An 18905-nucleotide genomic window follows, 5' to 3' on the forward strand; every position below is an offset into this window, starting at 1 on the left:
GCCCTATGTATATGGAAGTGATGTGGTCGTAGTTGGCAGGGATAGCGAGAGGTACGTAGTAGGAGGTGCTGGTAGAGCAGCGCCTGTATAGAGGAATCGATGCAAGGCGCTGTAGCAAGCCTCCATAGAGCGATGCATACAGGGGGCTGTAGCACGCGCACTTACCGTTTCCCTATCACACCGCACCCGCTAACGAACTACTCCACTCCACACAGGCCAACAAGAGCAATCTTGTTGGCCTTTTTTCGTTTACGCATACAGAAAGGGGGATACACCAATGGCAAGCTTCCACTACAGCATCAAGAGCGGCAAGAAGGGCACCGCTCGCAGACACAGCAGCTACATCCAGCGAGAGGGATCGCACAGCGAGCGGGAGGACTTGGTCCACGCTAGTCACGGCAACCTGCCGACCTGGGCCAAGGACGATCCCAAAGCATTCTGGAGCATGGCCGATCGCCACGAGCGCGCCAACGGCGCGGCCTATCGCGAGCATGAGATCGCACTACCCGGCGAGCTGACTCAACCACAGCTGGTTGAGCTGGCTGAGCGACTTGCTCAGCGCCTAGCCGGATCCAAACCGTACCAGTATGCGATCCATGCGCCAGAGGGAGCGCTCGGTGGTATCGAGAACCCGCACGTGCACCTGATGTGTTCGGACCGCATTCCGGATGGAATCGAACGCACTCCGGATCGAACCTTCTCGCGTTACAACCCGACCCATCCGGCTGAGGGTGGCTGCAAAAAGGACAGCGGAGGCAAGAGCCCCATGGAGCTGCGCCAGGAGGTAACGGCAAGGCGCAAGCTGGTAGCCGACGCCCAGAACGAGATACTGGCCGAGTGCGGGCACAGCACCAGGGTCGACCACCGTAGTCTTCGAGACCAGGGACTAGACCGGAGAGCAGAGCGCCACCTGGGCCCGCTTTTGGTCAAAGAGATGGCCGACGGGGAAAAGGCCCAGTACGTGTCGTATCGGGCTGGCCATGATGCAAGCACCCCGCCCGCCCCTGTTGAACAGTAGCGACTCTGCGATTTTGTCGCAGAATCGCTCAGATCTTGGCCTAACTGCAGAAGAAAAAAGCGGCCTATGCATGGCTCGGGGAAGACGAGTGCGCCCATCTTCCCCGAGCTTTCCTCCATTCTACAGCGGCATCTGCTGCTGGTTGAAGAAGTAGTTGATCAACTGCAGGTGGCATTTCCGGTCCCAGTGCGCCGTGCCGATGCATATCGCCCCACGCATACGGAGCAGGTCCAACGCAGCAGTCAGCCGGTCACGCTTCCGTACGGGCCCATTGCGCAAGACGTGATTGCGCGGAACCCAGGTGTTGGAGAACGAGCCGCCCCAGACCCGCGTCTTGAGGTAGTGGGCGACGGCCCGAGCATCGACCAGGTCCTGCGGCACGGCCGAGTCAGGCGAGAACAGGTACTTGTACTCACTCTCATGCCACTTAACGATCTCGAACGCTCGATTGAGCGTATCGACCGAGATCGGGCCAACCTCTTCCGCAAAGTAGTGCATCGCCGCTGCCAGCCGCGCCAGGATCTCCATCACCTTGGCGGCAAAGTCGTTGATGTCGCTCAGGTACTCGCCTTGACGTAGCAGGCGCTCGGTCTCCCGGGCCAGCTCCACCCACCGACTCTTCGCATCCAGACTGAACTCGATCAGTTCGCGCTCGATCGATCCCGATTCGATCTGCGTTCGGTACCGATCCAGCAGCACACGGATCCGCTGCTGGAACGCAGGCAGATGATCCCAGGTCGGCTCCTCGCCGCTTACCTGACGGAAGCCCATGTTCGATTGCGGCCAACCCACCAGGTAGCGCGCCCAGTGGCCGCTGCCTTTTGCCACCGAGCCCTTCCGGTCCAAGAATGCCTTGAGCGGTTCGTGCTGGGTCATGATGCTGACCGACACGCGTGGGTTCATGGCCAGCAGATTCTCGTCTGCCCGATCACGCATCAGGACGCCAGGGGAGTCCCACAGCTTGTTCAACAGGCCCAGGTGCGACATGGCCTCGCTCCGGAACAGAACATGCCCCTCATCGGTACTGATCGCGATCGATTCCCCGTCGCCCACCAGTGCTTCGGTTATGGCTTTCCCGGTGATTTCCTGACGCATGAAGTAGCGCAATCGGGGCTCGGTCGGCTTGATCCGACCGTGTTCCAGCAAGCGCGCCTCCAGATCGTCACTGTTGTGGCCACGACTGACCGCTCGCGCGATGGCGCTGCGCAAGCCCTTGTTCTTGGCCTCCCACGCGCCTAGTTCGGCCTGATACGTTTCCTGCTTGTCCTTGTGAGATGCCATTGCCTCTGTATCCGCATCGCGGAACGGCGCAAACAACAGCGAGGACACCGTCGACTTACGCTCGCCCGATTCGGCGATGATCAGCAGATTCTGCGATACCGGCCTGACCAGGCCTGTAGGAAGCTTGACGTCGATCAGTCCCTGACAGGCCATGGAAATTGCATTGATCAGGCTCATCCCGATCATCGCCTCCGGCGCCTGGACGTTACGGGAGATCTCGTAACCCGCCTCGCGCGCCACAACCAGGAAGGCGTTCAGCGGGTAACGGGGAGCGACGCGGGCGAAGGAGGTGGTCATTCGGACTCTCCCTGACCGGCCGCGGCCGGCTCCTGGACTGGACGTCCGCAACCAGGGCACACCACGACGTCGCCAGCCTCTTGCCGGCGCTCCCGCTCCGCATTCAACAACTTACGGAACTGCGCCAGGCTCAGTTCGTAGCTGTAAGCAGCATTGAAGCGCTCCATTGCCAGCCGCTTGCGCATCCGTTGCATCAGGTGCTGCTCCAGCACGGGATAGGCTTGGCGGAAGTCCATCTCCAGCTTGCTCTTACCTAGGCACAGGTCTTGAGCCAAGGCGTGCTGGAGTCGGTCCAGGGGAGTGTGGATGCCAGCCAGTGCATCAGTGAGGCTATTCATGATCACAGCCCTCCCTTGTTGGCGCCAACCTTGGCGGCTCGGCCCTGCAACCAGGCGATGGCCTCGTGGGTCCAGTAGAACTTGGGGGAGTTCTCGCCGTCGTAGAGCGGTACGCCCTTGGGGAAGGACGGATCCTCCTTCATCAGCATGTAGGCCTTACTGCGGCCAACCGGGATCACCCGGAGCAACTCCTTCAGACTCAAGGCCGGGCGGTCCCGCAGGCCCTCGGGGATAAGAGTGAGTGCCGCATCGGCGGGCAAAGCGCTGCCACAGTTCGGCATCAGCGCCGAACGCGTCTGGATCGTGTTCATGTTGGAAACCTTCGGGTGTGGATGTGAAGGAGTCCGGCCGGAGTCCCGACAGGCCGTGTGCCTGTCGGGTTGCATTTGATACGGATGCGACCCGGAACAACATGCTCAGAAATTCAAGGATTCGGTTCTAGAGACATTTCAGTGCGAACAGATCGCAGTGAGCGAGGCATCCTGGCTCGGTGGACCAGCGCCCAACCACCGCCCTCGCCCTAGACTCGCTGCGCCACGGCTGAGCGACACGTCCTTTGCTTCATCTAGGGTATTGGTACGGGAGCGGCCCGGAGCCAAGCCCAATCTAGGCCGGCCACTGCGGGAGCATGGCCTTCTGATCTTGGCCGCTATATGGGCAGGAATGGAAGCCTACTGCCCCCCTTGATTGATCCGAGCAGCCTCAAGGAATGGGCCATCGCATAGGTGTCAACTTCCAGCCCGGGATACTTCTGTGAGAGCGCATACTCGATAGGCATGTATCTGTCGAAGTCATAAGGAAGCACAATAGACAGGCCGGCATAGCCATGCTCAGCGTCGACTTGCTCAGCCAGCCATATCACCCATGCCTGAAAGCGATCAACATCCTGCTGGCTCTTCAGCATCTGCCAAGGCATCGTCATCTTGATGTATGAGCGGCCACAAGACACAGTCTCACCATGCGTTGTCAGCACCTCACGCGCTGTCAGCACTTGCAGGCAGTGCGATGCCGCTTCATGCATTGACCGTGCGCTGTTGATGTTGAGCTCACGGCCCTCGCCCGCCCCGCTGAATCGCTCCAGCACGCCCTGCAATTTCTCGGGCGTCAACCGGCCACGACGCCCGTACACCATCCCTCGGAGGACGTCACCGAACTCCGCATAGAACTCGCTAAAGCAGGCTGCTACCTTCTTTCTGGCCGCAGGTTGCTGGCCATTTCGAAAGTAGAGTGTGGCAATCAGCCCAAGCCTGATCACTGGCCGGCCTTTTGCGTTTCTGAGTTCGATCTTGTCGATTTCACGTTCGATGTCGTCGATGCAGCTCATCGTGCCCCCTGCTTTCTTAGTGTGTTCGCCAATCACGCCGGGTCCGCTCAGTGGGTGTTAGTGGGGAGCGCCGCGACCTGCACTGCTACGCAGCGACGATAGACGGCACAGCCAATCCAATGTGCCAGATAGAGACGCGGCTTATCGCGAGCCTTTGGACAGAAGGGTCGGCCCGGCGAGCATGAAAGATCGCGGACTCCCTTCGCCGAAGGGTCGCAGCTTCCGCAGCAGAGTCTCGAGTGGATCCGTGCAACATGTTCTTACGCCCACGCCTCAGATCACTGAGACAAGCCCGCTTCAAACAGCAACTCTAGTACCGCTCGGGCGCTAAAGGAATGCAACAAGTTTGAAGTTGATGTGGCACCTTGGTGCAACCGAAGGGGCCGAGCTGTGCGGCACGCGCTTAGTCCGAGGCGCAACGACGCTCAGGCTTGACCGCCGAACTGAGTTACCCGCTCTGGCTCCGACCATTGCTCCCTCGCCCTGTCCCGCGCGCCTGCAGCCAGATACTGAACGCGATCGGGGGCTATTGCGACCTTGGCCACGACTGACCTTGTCGCAATCGGCACGATGATCGCCAGCGCCTCGCTGTATGCTTGGTTGCGCAGAATCCGCGCTATGCGCTGGAGCGCATGGAGCACTGCGTTCGATCGCGCAAGGGTGAACGCTGGCAGGGAGCAACTGATAGAACTGAGCTTGCTAGCACTTTCCTCGCCAGGACTGAGGCACCAACGCACATTGCACCTACCTTGACTAGCGCGCGGCCGCGCTGCGCTATCACCTAGAGATCTACAACCCGCTTCGGTTCCATGGCCACTACTTCAATGCGGAAACAGGGCTGCATTACAACCGGCATCGCCAACTACAATCCCAGCACAGGGCGGTGCCTGACGCCAGATGCGATCAAGGCCCATCAAATGACAAGAAATCCATATAGTGAATTTTTGTATTGGCTCGGAGATTCTGAGGGCAGCAACTGGAATGAATACATCTGCGAGCAGGTAGGGCTTGGCGTCATACTTAGATTCTCCCAGCAGGACTGGGATAAGCTCCAGAAAACGATGGCGCATCAGCCGAGTTACTGGCTCCAGCGGTGCGCAGTTTCATTAGGAACGCCCAGGCATCCTTTGGCAATAAAAATCCTAAAAACCCTCTTAGCTACTGATGACCTGGATACACAGATCATGGCTGCCTATGAGCTAGACTGGTCAGAAGAGCCAATCGAGCACGAACTAGAAACCGTGATCAGTCAATTGATCTCACGAATCCCCGAGGCGGAACGATCTGATTATCCAGAGGTCGAAAGCCTGCTAAAGAAATCAAAGAATCAAACCTAAGAAACACAATCGAGATCAAACTCTTCATAAGACCTCAGAACCTCTACCTGCATAGCCCAGCAAGCCGCCAACGTTGTACTCGACGGCAGCCCTTGCGCCCTCGAGCCGTAGAAAACATGGGACGAGCAGAGATCAAATTCAATGAAGAAAGCGGGAAACCGCTAACAGCCTTCCTGACAACAGAGAAATAACATGATCGACTACCGCACAGGCAAACCGTACACCCCTCAACTTAGCTATTTTCTAGGAGGTCTAGACATATACGACAGAGAGCACACCATCGGAGTTGAGCTTGAGAAATTCGACATGAGCAACTTGAGCGAAAGAATGTTTGTGCTCGATAAATATTGCATTGACAGAGTGGGCAGAGCAAATGACTACAAAAGAAAATTCCTATTATGGAATGAGTTAAAAAATGCGCTGAATGACCCAAACCACAACTTCCATCAATACATCGAATACAACCCCGACGAGTATGCAGCACTCGCGTATACCGAAGACGAATTTGGAGACGCAAGAATCCTCTTCGAACAGCTTTTCAAGATCGCGACTGAAAAGTGGAGCACAGAGCTAGAGTTGGCAAGCCGAGAAAACCCTGAGCATTGGTAACACATGACCTTGCAGACAAACGAGCAGAGCACGCAAAACCCGTTACTACGCCTGTGCATTTTCCACGGGCGAGCTAGTCCTCTTGTAAGACAGCGATGCCTAACAATTCATTCAAGCCGAAGCCGCTTCGCGGCTCGGCTTAGTTCAGACCTAAGGCGCCATGGACACTACGCAGGCATCGTCATCCCAACTCGTCAAAGCCGGGATGCTACGAATATGCAACGACTTCAACCAAGTCGTCGAAGAACTTGGATTTGCTCGCGCGCGCTCAGGAGCCAGGTCGTGGCATCGGCAGCGTGAAGGCCTAATAGAGACGATCCACCTCCATCGATCTGGCAGTAGCTATGGCGCTTCAAACAACAACTCTATAAGCATCAGGGCCGAGTTCTTCATTAAGGCACCGGATAGCGCTGCAGCTGATGCATGGCTTGATAGCGAGAAGCTAAAAGACTCTAGAGGCTACCACTATCATTTGCGGTTCAATGCACTGACGCGGAGCACCTATGATCGCTGTTTGCAGGATCTTGAGCGGGTCACGAAAGAGCACGGCCAACCATGGTTCGATCAGCACAGGACCTAAGGATGCCCTGAACACTCAACACTGAGCCCTGAATTTCCAGATCTGGTCCTACCAGCGACCGGCAGGCGTACCAGATGAACAAATCTCACCGTTCTTCAGGTGCTGGCGGGCATCTGCGGGCGGAATAATCCCTATGCCGGCAGCAACTGTCGGCGCACCATCCACAGATTGGACAGCGCAAACAGTGTCAACACCTGCGCCGTGTTCTTGACCAAGCCGCGATAGCACACCTTGGTGTAGCCGAACTGCTGTTTGATCACCCGGAACGGATGCTCGACCTTGGCTCGTATGCTTGCCCAGCAGCTCTCCCAGCGCTCCACCTGTCTACGTTTCCGCGCGTTGCCAATAGCCTTGACTTGCGAGCGCCTGGCGGCGATGAAAAACATCGCCTTGCAGCCGGATAGCTCGACACGCTTGTCTGCACAGCTATAGCCGCTGTCGCCAAACACGCACTCCACCTTGCCATGCAGCAGCGAATCGGTGACCGGAACATCGCTAACATTGGCGGCCGCGCATCTCACGTGGTGCACCAGCCTGGAGAGTTCATCAACGCTGATGTGCGCCCTCATCCCGAAGTAAATGAAATATTATGGCGCCTCACCTGAAACTCAAATAAAAATCGGCAAACTCTTAAACATCCAATTAACTGGAAGCGAGCAAGACTGGGAATTTATACATGCATCACCTCACATCATCAAACCTGCCATTTCGCTGATCAAAGATTGTTCCATTGAGACTTCCGCAAGAATGGCAATACCATGCATTCTTATTGAAAGTTTGAGAGGCCACCTTGAAACGAACAATCTAGAACACCCACTTCACACCGAAGCCTTTAAAGCAATTCGCTCAAATAAAAACATTCACTCCGCAATGCATTTTTTTTGGCTTGAATCCTCCTCCAGACTTAATAAGACCTACCTGAACAGCTTACTAAAATACTGACGATTGACTGGCCTTGCTGCGGCCAGGCCTGTGGCATCGACGTCCTGGACACCACCATTCCCGCCATAGAGGCTTAGAGTCAGAACGGAAGCAGGTCGTCTGCAAAGTCTACTTCTCCACAGCTCGAGGCGATCCTCTCGTAGTAGCTCGCCTCACTAATCAGCCTATCGGCTGCCTGACACCTACGGCGGCGTGCACGCCAATCGCCGCTTGTATCGGCTTCCAATAACCTGACCTGAGCCGAAAGCTCTGTCGCACGCGCTTTGGCCCAGGCATCCTTCTGCTCGTCTATCGTTTTTTTTTCATTGTTCAGCTCCGGATTGGCGGGGCCGCGGCCAAGGGCTGGCCGCTCCACAGCCCTTAGGTTTGGTCGTCGCCGGCCACAGCTTGATCGGGGATCACCCCGATCTGCTTGTCCTTGATCTGGCCCAACAGCATTGCGCTAGCGACCATGTAGACAGCGGTCGCCAATACACCGATCCACGCATCGATGGACCAGTTCCACATCAGCCAGCCGATATGGAAGATCCAGAACAGGATTGGTGACCAGATCCCGATGGCCTTCTGCAGCTTGACCCGGTTGACCACCACGTTGTTCTGGAAGTGCGGTAGCGGCAGCCGGTTGTTCTTCAGGCTCAGATACGCCCTGATCGTCAGAACCTCTATTCAATCCCCATCCCTGCCGAATCAGATACGCCACCACGTCGAGCACTCTAGGCCGATGCACTAGCCAGATCCCTGCGCGATCGGGCATACGAAACCATGTCCCTTGGATACACAGCACTGACGATGCCACTGTCGTCGATATCGTGCAGATACGCGATTGCTGCAGCCTCGAACGCCCAGTATCCAAAATAGCTTCCCTCATCTCCATCAATGTTCAGATGGGTGTCGTACCAGTAGGTACACGCCATCTCGAAATTTGGGTACCACGTATCGCAATATTCCGACAGATAGGATGACGCCTCGGCGGGCGTTTCGGCGTCAATGGCATCGATCAGTCTGGAATACATGGAGTGATACCACCGTTCTACGTCGAACCGCCCAGGAAGCACTTTGGCCAGTAGCTCTTCATACAGCGCGTCTTCGCCCGCAAATCCAGCCCTGTCTGTAAGTCCAACAAATCTGGCCAGCAAGTCTTCACGATGAAGAAGGATGCACAGACTCACGACTTGGACGAACTCCTCGTAGTGGCCAAGATGATGCTCGATGTTGAGCGGTGAAACTCCTACCACCCCCTCAGATCGTTCAAGACATGACTGGTGGATCTCATACTTATCAACGAGCCGCTCCAGCAGCGGAACCATTTCCTCCACGGGCTCGCCAGCTGTATAGCGCAAGAAGAGGCTTTTTAGGCAAGCGAGCTTTGTCTCGTTCGCCTTCAACGCAGATCCCTGCCCAGGGTAGTCCTCATCAAGAACGACGTCCCGCCAGAACTCATCTGCGCCATCATAGAAATTCCGCATCCTGATGTAGTAGGACTGGCTTATGTACTGCTGCCGATGCTTCACATCCATTTCTCCACCACATATCCTCTGACCGCCACAAAGCTATCGCCGGGGCGCAATACGACGCCCCTGCTCAATCAGCGTCAAAAGCTTGTAGGCATGCCACTGGGCCAAGCCCACTTTAGACAGCCACTCTAAGCCCGCCGGCGCGCTGATGAAATGCAACAAGTTTCAATGCGATGTAGCACCTGGACGCTGTATGAGCCCGAGCGCCAAGCTCTGACCGGCAGACCCAGATCACAGCAGCCCCTAGAGCTGCTGGCGCTCAGCCCGACCTGAACGCCCAGTTCCACAGACCGTCCTAAGATCTGACTGATGCCAACCGTACCGCCCAAGTCAACTACGACCTCACCCCACCCTAAGTGCATCAAGATGGCACTATTAGGTCCACAGCCCGAGCCTCAGGCCACCTAGTGCTCGTATAAGACAGTGTGGCTGCGCAGCCTTTTACGTCCTCCCTAACTACATGCCAGCCCCGCCCTATCGTGACCATCATCCTTTACACCTACCCCGGTATGCTCGCAAGCAGTAAGCGCGCTGACTATCGTCGCCTGGTCAAGAATATGACTGATGTCCTGATGCGCTTCCTAGTAGATAACGAGCTGTTACGCGAGTCGCCCTACAACCATGACGGATCGCTAAGCGAAACGTTTCAGGTCACAACGGACAACCTAACTGATGACGGCATTCGGTTGTTCAAGGAGCACTTTCCACGCTGGTCCAATCGTGTCGATCGCGGCGGCGATCCCGAGGACATCAGGCTGCTGGTTGCTGGCCTGGCAAAGATCAGGTCGGCGCCAAGCGCAGAGTGACCCGTACCGCTTCCGTGCGGTGACGCATTGACTCCTGTCGTTCCAAGACGCAGCGCAGAGCTTAAAAGTCAGAAAGCTACAACGCACCAGGGCCTACGTGCGGCATCGGCACATCCCTATGCTTGATCAAGATACAACCGGTATGCGGACCGCATTAGCAGCGGTCCAGCATCTCAATATTACGCCACGCCACGACGCAAGTAGCTCTTATTCCCAAAAAAACCGACTGTACGATGGTCAGTAGTCGGGCTCGCCTCCGGTAGTTGGCGACCCACTCCATCACCACGTCCCGTAGCTCTTCTGTCTCGCTTTTGAATCGTTTGGACAGCGTGTGATTCCCGCCCTCAAACATTTGTCGCTGCAAATTGAAGCCTTTGGTCACGTTATTGGCCTCCAAAGCAAGCAGCCCGCAGAGGAATGAAAGAAGCCAAGCACCTGTTCCAGCTAGCAGCGTGATCCCAGCAAAAGTGAAGCTCTGTCCATCCAGCTTCTGTACCGCGAAGCCGATCGATGCGCCTGTAGCGGTGAGAAGGAAATAGCTGAACTTGATGGCGGCATCGTGATGCTGCTGATGAAGCAACTTTTGAGTCCCTGAAACGGTCAATGAAGTCATCTCCTGCTGAAGAGGTTCGGTCTACTCCGTTGCATTGGGCATACCAGCCATCTCCATGGACCAACAGCGCCCGCCCCAACCAGGGACAAGGACTCCGAGCATCAGAACTCAACACGGCACCGACGAACCACTTCTCAGCAATTAGTTAGCTGCATCAATCAGCCTACCCGTGATAACAGAAGTGGCCCTTGTAATATCCAAGGGCCACTCATTGGCATAATAAGACATGCTGTGGTGCCGGATCCGAGGCTCGCAGCTGCTCAACCCCAACGCAGCACTGAGAACCACATAGATCAGCCTAGCCGCACCAGAAGATAAGGACCAGATGCTTGCACGTGACGGCTAATTCCTCAGCCTTGCTTTGCGCCACGCACAGGCTTGCGGGCAATCTTTTTGACAGCCTTCTTAGCAGGCCTCTTCACAGCCTTAGTCTTGGTGCTGACCTTGTGCGGCTTCTTAATCGCTACCTTCCCGACCTTAGCGGATGACTTGGTCGAATCTGCAGGCGGGTACTTCTCACCCTGGTTCGCGGCACGCCATGCCTTTCCTTCAGCGGACTTGTGCCAAGCCACGAACACTTTCGGCGCCAGACCCCGACCAGTCCATGTCTCACCAGTAGGCAGCCGGTACTTAGGGGCGACCTTGCCTAGAGTACGCCCCTTGGCTGATGACTTTGCTCGCTTCACAACGCCAACCGGTGCAGCCAAGTCAGGGTCCGCCACGCCTCCGACAATCTTGGCGATCTGACGACGCTGAGCAGGGGACAAGACCTTGGCGTACTTCTGGAGAACGGCCAGCGCCTGTGGCACCTCTCCGTCACGCTTCTCCACGAGCTTCTTCTGTGCTTCGAGCTGCTTGATCTCAGCATCGAGTGATTTCAGGGTGGTCAGAGCCACAGGCCTACTCCAGGGAAAGGGGCTCAAGCGTATATCTGCCGGCACGATAAAGCCAATTGCGACAATCAGCCCGCCGGCGCCGCGAAGCGGATGGCAATCATGCTTCGGAGCTGGTCTATAGGCTGACCAACAGATGCCAGGGCGGGCACTGGCAAGCGCTCTGGTAGGAATCAGCCAAAGCGAATGGCACCAATAGCGCCCGCCCTGAATCTGCCACACATCACATCAGATCCGTCGCGGCGCTCCGGACTTACCTTACGGGATAGGCGTCTCGCCCCACGTCGCCAACTTTGGGAGCTTGAACACGGCAATACCTTGCCAGGTACTCCCAGTGCTCAAGGAACTCGAGCTTCAGCCGCCTGCTTTGATCGCCGGGGGGGGGCAACGCACGGACAGCTTTGGCAAGGCCGAGCACCGCCCTTCCTTAGGGGACAACGGCGAATAACTGCACGCGAAAGTACGCTCCCTTCAGTGAGTGACTAACACATGAGTCGGAATCCCCAAGGCATGCTCGGTGACGACCTTGGTGGCGTACACATACAGGAGTAAGCAATGTGCCCCACTCATCGTTACAGAACGCTTCATACCACAAGGGAACGTGAGGCCCATCAACAACAGCTCTGGTCCAAACTTCACATCGATCGTGCAGACTCGCGCACTACCTGACGGATCAGTCAATTCGCTCCGAAGTAGGTCCGGGCGCGACAAAACAACTGATCGCTCAACGCGCCTAGCAATCTCATGGATCTCGGAAACTCGATCATCAAAGTATTGCCGAGCTTGTTCGAATGCGACACTCAGCAATGACTCTAGCTGTGGCTGATCCCATACAGTCATCAGCTCATTTCCGCCTGCAACGCCGAACTTGATGGCCACTGCGACCAGCCGCCCCTTACTAGTAACGCCTCCCAGGTCGAATCCCAGAACGGGCATGATCTGATCGTCGGCCATGCGCACCTCGATTGAAATTAGATGGATCTAGAAACCTACCGACATTCACGTGAATGCATCAACTGCCCAAGGCGGAAGCGAGCGCCCTCCCCCCAAATCTCAAGCACTTGGACGCGCGGCTTGTTGCTGTGCGCTGCCGAGGCTTAACATCCCGCTGGCCTTAAGCGACATGCAGGCTCGCTCGCGTGGGCCCAAACAACGGGAAGCATCAAGGAATGATCCAGAAAGCGTCATCTAGAGGTAGCGAATGAACATTGCGATCACCGGCCCTGAGAAATTCATGCTTCAGGACATGATCTGCGTTGAAGCAGCGTTGGCCCTGGGCCGGAGCGGAAGTTGCTCACTGGTGCCTGAGCCCGAGGCCGGCGAGGACGCCCGTATTGTTTGGCAAGACGCCACGCCCTGCACCCTTGAGGTGCAGGTGAAGGGAGGCTCTGAGGCGCTCTCAGTGTCCAAGCTTGTAGAGCACTTGGCTCACTACCCTGCTAGAAAAGACACCCCATCCCTGTTACGGCGGCTGATGGATGAGAGCGAGACATACGCCGCGTTCGTACTGAGCTCCAGAGTCTGTGACGACCTGGAGGAGCTTCTGACGCGTCAGAATCGATTGGACAGGCCACAGGCCAGGTACCCAAGCCAACGACTAGCTAAGGTCGTTCGTCAAGCGGTTGTCGATCAGTCCACTTCAACTCTGCAGAAAGCTACAGATCCGAAGGAAAAGGTATCTGCGCTGGATATCAAGCGAGCCAACGAACAAGCCGATGCTGCGCTCCGGAGCGAGGACTGCTTCCGTCAAGCGCTAGGGAAGATAATTCTGGTCGAGCGGGAGACCGCAGAGTCTGTAGAGATCAGATTGCACAGAGTCCTGCAGGAAGAACGATTCGACGCGCCCTCTATCCGTGGGTTCATCGCCAGGCTCACAGACACCATCGCTCAGGCGAAAAGAAGCCAGAAGGACGTAGTGCCCGACTTCCTAGAGCTGCTGAGAGTACATGCCCCAGCCCAGCTCCAGCCTGCAAACTATATTGTTCGCGGGACCGAGGATGCGCTACTGCAAGCTCTGAGGGATCAGCAATGCTTGCTGCTGGCAGGCCCTCCCCGCGCAGGGAAGACCTGGACGTCGCTCACAATCGGATCAGCGCTCCAAGCCGATGGTGTCGCGGTCAGAACCGGAAGCCACGTTGATGAGGCCGAGCGCTACCTCACAGACCCCGTGGATGGGCATCGAGGATACATCCTTGACGACCCCCTCGGCTCTCGAGAACCTATCGAGAACCCAAGTGCCGTGATGGCAAATCTAGCACGATTGTCTGCTCGCCTCCGAGCTGGACGCTATCTGATCGTCGCACAGACAGAGAATGTTCTTCTCCAAGTACGCGGCACAAACGAGCTGGCAAGTTGCCGCATAGGCTCGCAATCTTGGACCTCACTTGCGCGCCTACCCGCGTCGGTGGCAACAGAAGTTTGGAGATCCTCTGCTGAAGCACAAGGACTTTCAGAAGCAACGATTGCCGCTGTGGACAAGATCATCGAGCGGAACGACCAGCTTTGCGAACCGGGCGCGCTTGCATACCTGGCACAGACTTGGAGCGAGCTTCCAAACGCGCCAACCGATGCCGAGATACTGGCACAGTCACGCCGAGATGCAATTGACTTTGCGCGATCTCTATCTGAAAAGCTTATCGGTGCGAGAAGCGTACTGATCGCAGCCGCCATGGGAACTGAGATCCATCGACCGATCGGCGAGCCAGATCTTGCGTACATGATCAGCTCAAGCGAGGAGCGCCCTGGCTTCGTGGAAGAGTTTGCGTCGATTACTTTAGGGGCAGATTGGACCTCCTCCCCTCCTCCCGCCTACGAAGCCCCCTGCGAACTAACACAAGAGGCGCGGGCAGCACTTACCGCACTCCAAAGGCGCCGCGTTCTCCGGGCCGAGGAGAGTGATTTCAATTTTACGCATCCCTATCTCCGTGCTGGGGCCCAGGCACTAGCTGTACCGGATATTCCACAGGACCGAGCTCCCCTCCTTGAGCAACTTCAGAGAGGACTGGCTTGCGCCTCCCCAATCACATCACTTGCAGCAGCGCAGAACCTCCGCTGGATGCGGTCGGCCTTCCAAGGTCACCATGGCAAGGGCCTCTTTGAGCTGGCGAAGCTCGGTACAAGGTCAAAGTTTCCGGCAACACGAGACAGCTGCTTTGCGTTCCTTGTTCAGTTCGTGGATGAGCTTCCCCAAGAGCTGCGAGACGATCTGCCCTGGATCGCAGAGGACATGATCATCAGCCTGGAGCAGATCAATGTAGATTCCGGCGTCGGATTCATTTCGAGTAATTACAATTTCTTTGAAACGTCACCCACTCTGGAATCCGTCCAGCCCTACCTCGATGCGATCGAGGATGGTCGCCCCATTGCTCTCGACCTAGCGTTATCCAAAAGGATCCTTCAGGCACTGGCAAAAGAGCCTCAGCGATTGACGTCGAAAGCAGCTGAACGACTGCTTCGAGCGGACGAATCGACTATTCGAGCATTCACTGCCAATTGCTGGATATCGACAAACCGCCAAGACGATGAAGGAATTCTGGAACTGATCGCCCGCGACCGCACTCCAGCAATGAGTGTCCGCCTACTGAAGGCCCTTGCTCAATCATGGGCCTCACTTGATCATTCTCGCCGCGAGAGAATTTGTTCAATCATTGAAGATCAGATCAGGGTTCCGAGCTGCGCCAGCGTCCTCTACACCCGCCTTGTTCTCTTCAATCGAGTGGAAGAATTCGGCAAGTCACCACCATGGGAGATCTTCGCCAGACTGCTTCCAAGAGCACTAGATTGCATGCCCCATACCATCGCGCTTCGTGACGGCCGCCTCAACGCGGCGGTAGACGACGCAATGAAGCAGCTTCCAACATCTGCAATGGGCGATGCGCTGGAGGCTTGGATCAACAGAATCATTCGAAGGGTTGATGCCTTCACGCTCGACGAATACGAGCTCAGCGTTACGGAGCCGCTGCTTAAACTGGCGGCCGATGAACGCCGATACCGATTAATATCTGCCCTATTGGCTGTTGGAGATACGGGGCTGCGCCTTGTCACCATCTCCAGACTGATAGAAAGCTGGACTGAGCTGCCCATCCGTGAGGCCGTCCTCGTGCTGTCCTCATTGCGCTCGAATGAGCAGGACGCACTGTGGCTCAAGGCTGTCGCATTGACCACTCGTAGCATTCCAGCTTCAGTGGTCAGGTGGTGCACTGACCAAAGCTCCATTCTTCCTCTTAATGCGACCGAAGTAGAACAGTTGCTTGGAAGAGAACTATTCACTGCATGCATCTATGTCCATTGTGGCTGGCCCCAACCGCTGTGGTGGTACGGCACACACCATCGAAGCGACAAGTGGGCGGATCTCGTGTTTGACATTGCCGCCAGGCCGGATCATGAACTTCATCCTCTCGCATTGATTGAAGTGCTAAGCCATCAGGAGGGCGCAGTTTCTGAACTACTGAGCACCCTCCCTCAAGAGTCGCTGTTTGACACATATCTAACTCTGCTCCGGTTCCAGGCTGGCACGAATGCAAACTGGTTGCCCGATGCCTGGGAGATCATGATCGACCGTCTCCTTAAGGACAAAGGTCTTGGTGAGCTCGCGGCGGCAGCTGATCCGGTTATCGAAGGCGTCATAGAGCGCGTCTTTCAGATTCGTCTATGGCTCAAAGACTGTCCACTTGCCGGGTCAATACGGAAGTTGGTTGAGAACGATTACAAGTCGATTAAGTTGATTGATACTTTGGACGTGGCGCTCAGCGCCATTGAGGCCAAGAGAGAAGAATTGGCTGCTGAGCAGATCGGGGCGGCGGACATGCTACGCCAGAGCATATTTGAACCGTTCGTAGCGGCGATAGAAGAATGCAAACCGCGGCTACATCGAACATGGTCAGACCTGAAATATGCCCTCTCCCGCCGCGACTGTCCCCAGGAGCTGTTGTCTCGACTCGAGGTTGGCAGATTGCAAGCATTTGAGAAGCACCGACGTGTTAGAGATACACAGGCTGTCTGGCCAGAAAAGCCGACTCTGACCGGCTGGCGCGACGCACAAGCCCCCTAGTTGAGCGAACTTTAAGAGCCAGTAAGCGGGACTCGCCCACAGACGCAGCTGTCCTCTCGGACAGCTGCGTCAAACGACGACGAAAGGACTGCAAGTGAACCCACGCCTTCAGCGCCGCTTTCTCCGTTTTTTCTTGCAGTCCCGATAGCTCAAAAAGCTCCTGAAGCGCCCATTGCGCCCCACTCGGTCTACGAAAACGCCGACCTTGCAGACAGGGCACTGCTCCTCATGGATTGGCCTACTGTTCGCCATCACGTATCAGGGACTTTGAAGATCTACTTGAGCTGCCAGTCAAGCTGAGTTCGCGCCATTGAGATGACGTCAAAAAATGAAGTGCCTACGACGTCCGGTTCCAAGTTACTCGTTGGAAAGGCGCCCCGATCTCCTCCAACCACGAAGACACGGATACGCCTGGGTGTGAAGGGACCAAAGTGATGCCTGTAACCAATTGCTTGCTGGTAGTCAGAGACAGTCAACGCATGCGCGGGGCGCTTGAATTCAATGAGCAGGTACTCTCCCGCAAAGTTCTGCTTCAGCATCAAATCTGGCCGATCGGTAGCGTTGGTGCCGGTGTACTTCTGGTCTAGGTATTCCTCCACCATTCGACGCAGCGTCTTGTTGGACGAAAACAGGGCGAACTCCGGACCAAACACCCAAAGATTGCTCTCCAGCGCCCTATGCATCGTGGCTTCTAGCGTACTCTTGTCCCGGGACAAGTCTTCAAGCGCATCAAGAACAGCCGTCCGAGCTCGAGCTTGATCAACCAGATGGGCCATATCAGCCAGCCCAAAGTCGTTGAGTGAGTCTGCGACCTTTGAGACATCGGCGCTTGAAGCCCCTGCAATGTGCTCGAGCAGAAGCCGGTAGTCGCTGCTCTCCAGAGCATCAAGCAGAACCGCGACCATGGGAGCAACCCTCTCATGAGGCTCGTCGGAGTATCGATTGAGCACCTTCATGATCGCCTTATCAGCAAACTCACGCTTGTACTCGGGGAGCTCGGCCATCCGCTTGTTGAACTGCTGCTGGAGCCGAGCCCGGGCCAAACTCATGTCCCTCTTGAAGCGAGCCTGATAGCTCTCATAGAGAGCATCCCTGACACGATCCTGCACGAGAGCCCATGTCGGGTCACCGGCAACAAGAGTCTCCCAGCTAGCAACATTGGCGTCCACCACACCTTCTAGGTCAATTTCGCCATAGAGCTTCTTCAGCAACTTCGGCGAGATATCTCCACGCTGGTCCAGCCCAAAGAGTGAGGGCCGCCCCACAATGCGCGAGCCCACACGGATCTGAATTCCCGGACTCTTCATGGCGGTCTTTCGCTCGCTCAGGGCGAATCGAACGGTCAGGTCCGCGGCGCCTGGAACACTGATTGCCTTCTCCTCAAAATGGCCCTGAACATCGTCGACGTCCAATGGTTTGCCGTTGATCTCGATAGCCATGTCTTGACGCCGCCCGTAGGACTGGACTAGCAAGTGCCTCAGTTCAACGGCGTCTGGATAAGCTCCCCCTTGCCTGAGCTGAGAGAGCGTGATGGTTGTGCCCTGTACATGCTCATCCTCTACAGACACCGTGTAGGGAATCTCCAGTTCATCGATGCCATCAACATCCTTAAGCTGCTCAAGGGTGAAGCTCAGCCTCACCCGCCGCCCGTCCACTGCGGTATCAACGTGCATCTCGGCGGCGGCCATCAGACCAGAAAACTTGCCGATGCCCTTGCTGCCCTTGACCTTGCGCTTGAACCGAATGGATCTGTCGCCGGAGCGCCGCCTTCTGTCCGCTGCGATCTGCAAATAATGGGAACGGATCTGGTCAACGGTCATTCCGTTCCCATTGTCCGATACAACAATGGGATTACCGGAGAGAGGCTCTGGGATATCCACAAGTACCCTCGTGGCATCAGCGTCCCAGGCGTTATCGATCAGCTCAATCAACGCCCTCTCCGTTGATGAGTACTCATTGCTAAGCAAGGCGGCAATACGAGAGTTGACGCCAAAGTTGAGCTTATCCATTCCCAAGAGCTCCATTCCAAATGACATACGACGCGGCGTGGCAGATAGAGGCAATCCAGAAATGTATTACCACAGAGCGCTATCGGCTCAAAGCAGGTGAGCTTGAGACCATCCTCTAGAAGATATCGACGCACGTCGCCCACGGAAGCCCGCATCCACGGCTCATGTGCACAGCGCGCTGGCCGTGATCCGCTCTTTGGCCCTCTCGATGGAGCCACTACAATCCCGGCGCGAGGCTTTCGCCCGCGGTGACAGCTACTTGTTCAAAGTAAGGGAATTCGGAAGGGCCCTTGG

16 protein-coding genes and 1 pseudogene are annotated in these 18905 nt (G+C 56.3%); 6 read left to right on the plus strand and 11 right to left on the minus strand.

Going from position 1 to position 18905, the window contains the following annotated elements; all coding sequences use genetic code 11:
- Positions 1 to 277: 277 nt before the first annotated feature.
- Complete coding sequence (locus tag C1931_RS12075; RefSeq protein ID WP_108756530.1) at positions 278 to 1018, plus strand: MobA/MobL family protein; 741 nt, start codon at positions 278 to 280, stop codon at positions 1016 to 1018.
- A 120-nt stretch (positions 1019 to 1138) separates the two neighbouring features.
- Here the strand turns inward: C1931_RS12075 and C1931_RS12080 are convergent, their stop codons facing one another.
- From C1931_RS12080 to C1931_RS12095, 4 genes are all read right to left on the minus strand, one after another.
- Entirely contained in the window at positions 1139 to 2596 is a 1458-nt protein-coding gene (locus C1931_RS12080; RefSeq protein WP_108756531.1) for a YfjI family protein, read from the minus strand.
- A complete protein-coding gene (locus C1931_RS12085) occupies positions 2593 to 2934 on the minus strand; it encodes a hypothetical protein (RefSeq protein ID WP_108756532.1) in 342 nt (113 codons plus the stop codon). Before C1931_RS12085 ends, C1931_RS12080 begins: the two co-directional genes overlap by 4 nt.
- Before the next feature lie 2 nt (positions 2935 to 2936).
- The gene (locus C1931_RS12090) at positions 2937 to 3245 is read right to left on the minus strand and encodes a hypothetical protein (RefSeq protein ID WP_108756533.1); all 309 of its coding nucleotides are present in this window, start codon (positions 3243 to 3245) and stop codon (positions 2937 to 2939) included.
- Between the two features lie 338 nt (positions 3246 to 3583).
- The gene (locus C1931_RS12095; RefSeq protein ID WP_108756534.1) at positions 3584 to 4258 is read right to left on the minus strand and encodes a type VI immunity family protein; all 675 of its coding nucleotides are present in this window, start codon (positions 4256 to 4258) and stop codon (positions 3584 to 3586) included.
- 809 nt (positions 4259 to 5067) lie between these two features.
- Here C1931_RS12095 and C1931_RS20305 point away from each other — a divergent pair.
- Positions 5068 to 5595: a hypothetical protein gene (locus tag C1931_RS20305; RefSeq protein WP_199913879.1), complete on the plus strand. Its 528-nt coding sequence runs from the start codon at positions 5068 to 5070 to the stop codon at positions 5593 to 5595.
- A 192-nt stretch (positions 5596 to 5787) separates the two neighbouring features.
- Positions 5788 to 6204 (plus strand): hypothetical protein, encoded by a 417-nt coding sequence (locus tag C1931_RS12105; protein WP_108756536.1) that lies wholly within the window; start codon positions 5788 to 5790, stop codon positions 6202 to 6204.
- Positions 6205 to 6915: 711 nt separating this feature from the next.
- Here the strand turns inward: C1931_RS12105 and C1931_RS12110 are convergent.
- Positions 6916 to 7362 (minus strand): annotated as a pseudogene (locus C1931_RS12110) (transposase); the annotation flags it as partial.
- 1 nt (position 7363) lies between these two features.
- Here C1931_RS12110 and C1931_RS20310 point away from each other — a divergent pair.
- On the plus strand, positions 7364 to 7726 hold the full coding sequence (locus C1931_RS20310; protein WP_159095491.1) for a hypothetical protein: 363 nt from the start codon (positions 7364 to 7366) through the stop codon (positions 7724 to 7726).
- 360 nt (positions 7727 to 8086) lie between these two features.
- Here C1931_RS20310 and C1931_RS12115 read toward each other — a convergent pair whose 3' ends face one another.
- Positions 8087 to 8314 carry a hypothetical protein gene (locus C1931_RS12115; protein ID WP_159095492.1) on the minus strand — a complete coding sequence of 76 codons (228 nt, stop codon included), beginning with the start codon at positions 8312 to 8314 and terminating at the stop codon, positions 8087 to 8089.
- Positions 8315 to 8439: 125 nt separating this feature from the next.
- Positions 8440 to 9243 (minus strand): PoNe immunity protein domain-containing protein, encoded by an 804-nt coding sequence (locus C1931_RS12120; RefSeq protein ID WP_199913880.1) that lies wholly within the window; start codon positions 9241 to 9243, stop codon positions 8440 to 8442.
- 476 nt (positions 9244 to 9719) lie between these two features.
- Between C1931_RS12120 and C1931_RS12125 the strand changes: the two genes are divergently transcribed.
- On the plus strand, positions 9720 to 10046 hold the full coding sequence (locus tag C1931_RS12125) for a hypothetical protein (protein ID WP_159095493.1): 327 nt from the start codon (positions 9720 to 9722) through the stop codon (positions 10044 to 10046).
- Between the two features lie 154 nt (positions 10047 to 10200).
- Here the strand turns inward: C1931_RS12125 and C1931_RS12130 are convergent, their stop codons facing one another.
- The 3 genes from C1931_RS12130 to C1931_RS12140 form a co-directional block, all read right to left on the minus strand.
- Positions 10201 to 10659: a hypothetical protein gene (locus C1931_RS12130; RefSeq protein ID WP_159095494.1), complete on the minus strand. Its 459-nt coding sequence runs from the start codon at positions 10657 to 10659 to the stop codon at positions 10201 to 10203.
- 350 nt (positions 10660 to 11009) lie between these two features.
- Positions 11010 to 11555 carry an H-NS family nucleoid-associated regulatory protein gene (locus tag C1931_RS12135; RefSeq protein ID WP_108756540.1) on the minus strand — a complete coding sequence of 182 codons (546 nt, stop codon included), beginning with the start codon at positions 11553 to 11555 and terminating at the stop codon, positions 11010 to 11012.
- A gap of 468 nt (positions 11556 to 12023) precedes the next feature.
- The gene (locus C1931_RS12140) at positions 12024 to 12506 is read right to left on the minus strand and encodes a hypothetical protein (RefSeq protein WP_108756541.1); all 483 of its coding nucleotides are present in this window, start codon (positions 12504 to 12506) and stop codon (positions 12024 to 12026) included.
- Between the two features lie 247 nt (positions 12507 to 12753).
- Here C1931_RS12140 and C1931_RS20315 point away from each other — a divergent pair, with 247 nt between their 5' ends.
- Entirely contained in the window at positions 12754 to 16602 is a 3849-nt protein-coding gene (locus tag C1931_RS20315) for a hypothetical protein (RefSeq protein WP_159095495.1), read from the plus strand.
- A 275-nt stretch (positions 16603 to 16877) separates the two neighbouring features.
- On the opposite strand, the gene C1931_RS12150 is transcribed toward C1931_RS20315, so the two are convergent.
- Positions 16878 to 18611: an ATP-binding protein gene (locus C1931_RS12150; protein WP_108757750.1), complete on the minus strand. Its 1734-nt coding sequence runs from the start codon at positions 18609 to 18611 to the stop codon at positions 16878 to 16880.
- Positions 18612 to 18905: the final 294 nt, after the last annotated feature.

This window comes from Stenotrophomonas sp. YAU14A_MKIMI4_1, from assembly GCF_003086855.1.
Lineage (GTDB): Bacteria > Pseudomonadota > Gammaproteobacteria > Xanthomonadales > Xanthomonadaceae > Stenotrophomonas.

Excerpts from the sequence above, each read along its gene's own strand:
- C1931_RS12140 (WP_108756541.1), bottom strand. The coding sequence starts at position 12,506 with ATGGCCGACGATCAGATCATGCCCGTTCTGGGATTCGACCTGGGAGGC.
- C1931_RS20315 (WP_159095495.1), top strand. The coding sequence starts at position 12,754 with ATGAACATTGCGATCACCGGCCCTGAGAAATTCATGCTTCAGGACATG.
- C1931_RS20305 (WP_199913879.1), top strand. The coding sequence starts at position 5,068 with ATGGCCACTACTTCAATGCGGAAACAGGGCTGCATTACAACCGGCATC.
- C1931_RS20310 (WP_159095491.1), top strand. The coding sequence starts at position 7,364 with ATGAAATATTATGGCGCCTCACCTGAAACTCAAATAAAAATCGGCAAA.
- C1931_RS12085 (WP_108756532.1), bottom strand. The coding sequence starts at position 2,934 with ATGAATAGCCTCACTGATGCACTGGCTGGCATCCACACTCCCCTGGAC.
- C1931_RS12120 (WP_199913880.1), bottom strand. The coding sequence starts at position 9,243 with ATGGATGTGAAGCATCGGCAGCAGTACATAAGCCAGTCCTACTACATC.
- C1931_RS12075 (WP_108756530.1), top strand. The coding sequence starts at position 278 with ATGGCAAGCTTCCACTACAGCATCAAGAGCGGCAAGAAGGGCACCGCT.
- C1931_RS12090 (WP_108756533.1), bottom strand. The coding sequence starts at position 3,245 with ATGAACACGATCCAGACGCGTTCGGCGCTGATGCCGAACTGTGGCAGC.
- C1931_RS12080 (WP_108756531.1), bottom strand. The coding sequence starts at position 2,596 with ATGACCACCTCCTTCGCCCGCGTCGCTCCCCGTTACCCGCTGAACGCC.
- C1931_RS12095 (WP_108756534.1), bottom strand. The coding sequence starts at position 4,258 with ATGAGCTGCATCGACGACATCGAACGTGAAATCGACAAGATCGAACTC.
- C1931_RS12130 (WP_159095494.1), bottom strand. The coding sequence starts at position 10,659 with ATGACTTCATTGACCGTTTCAGGGACTCAAAAGTTGCTTCATCAGCAG.
- C1931_RS12105 (WP_108756536.1), top strand. The coding sequence starts at position 5,788 with ATGATCGACTACCGCACAGGCAAACCGTACACCCCTCAACTTAGCTAT.
- C1931_RS12150 (WP_108757750.1), bottom strand. The coding sequence starts at position 18,611 with ATGGATAAGCTCAACTTTGGCGTCAACTCTCGTATTGCCGCCTTGCTT.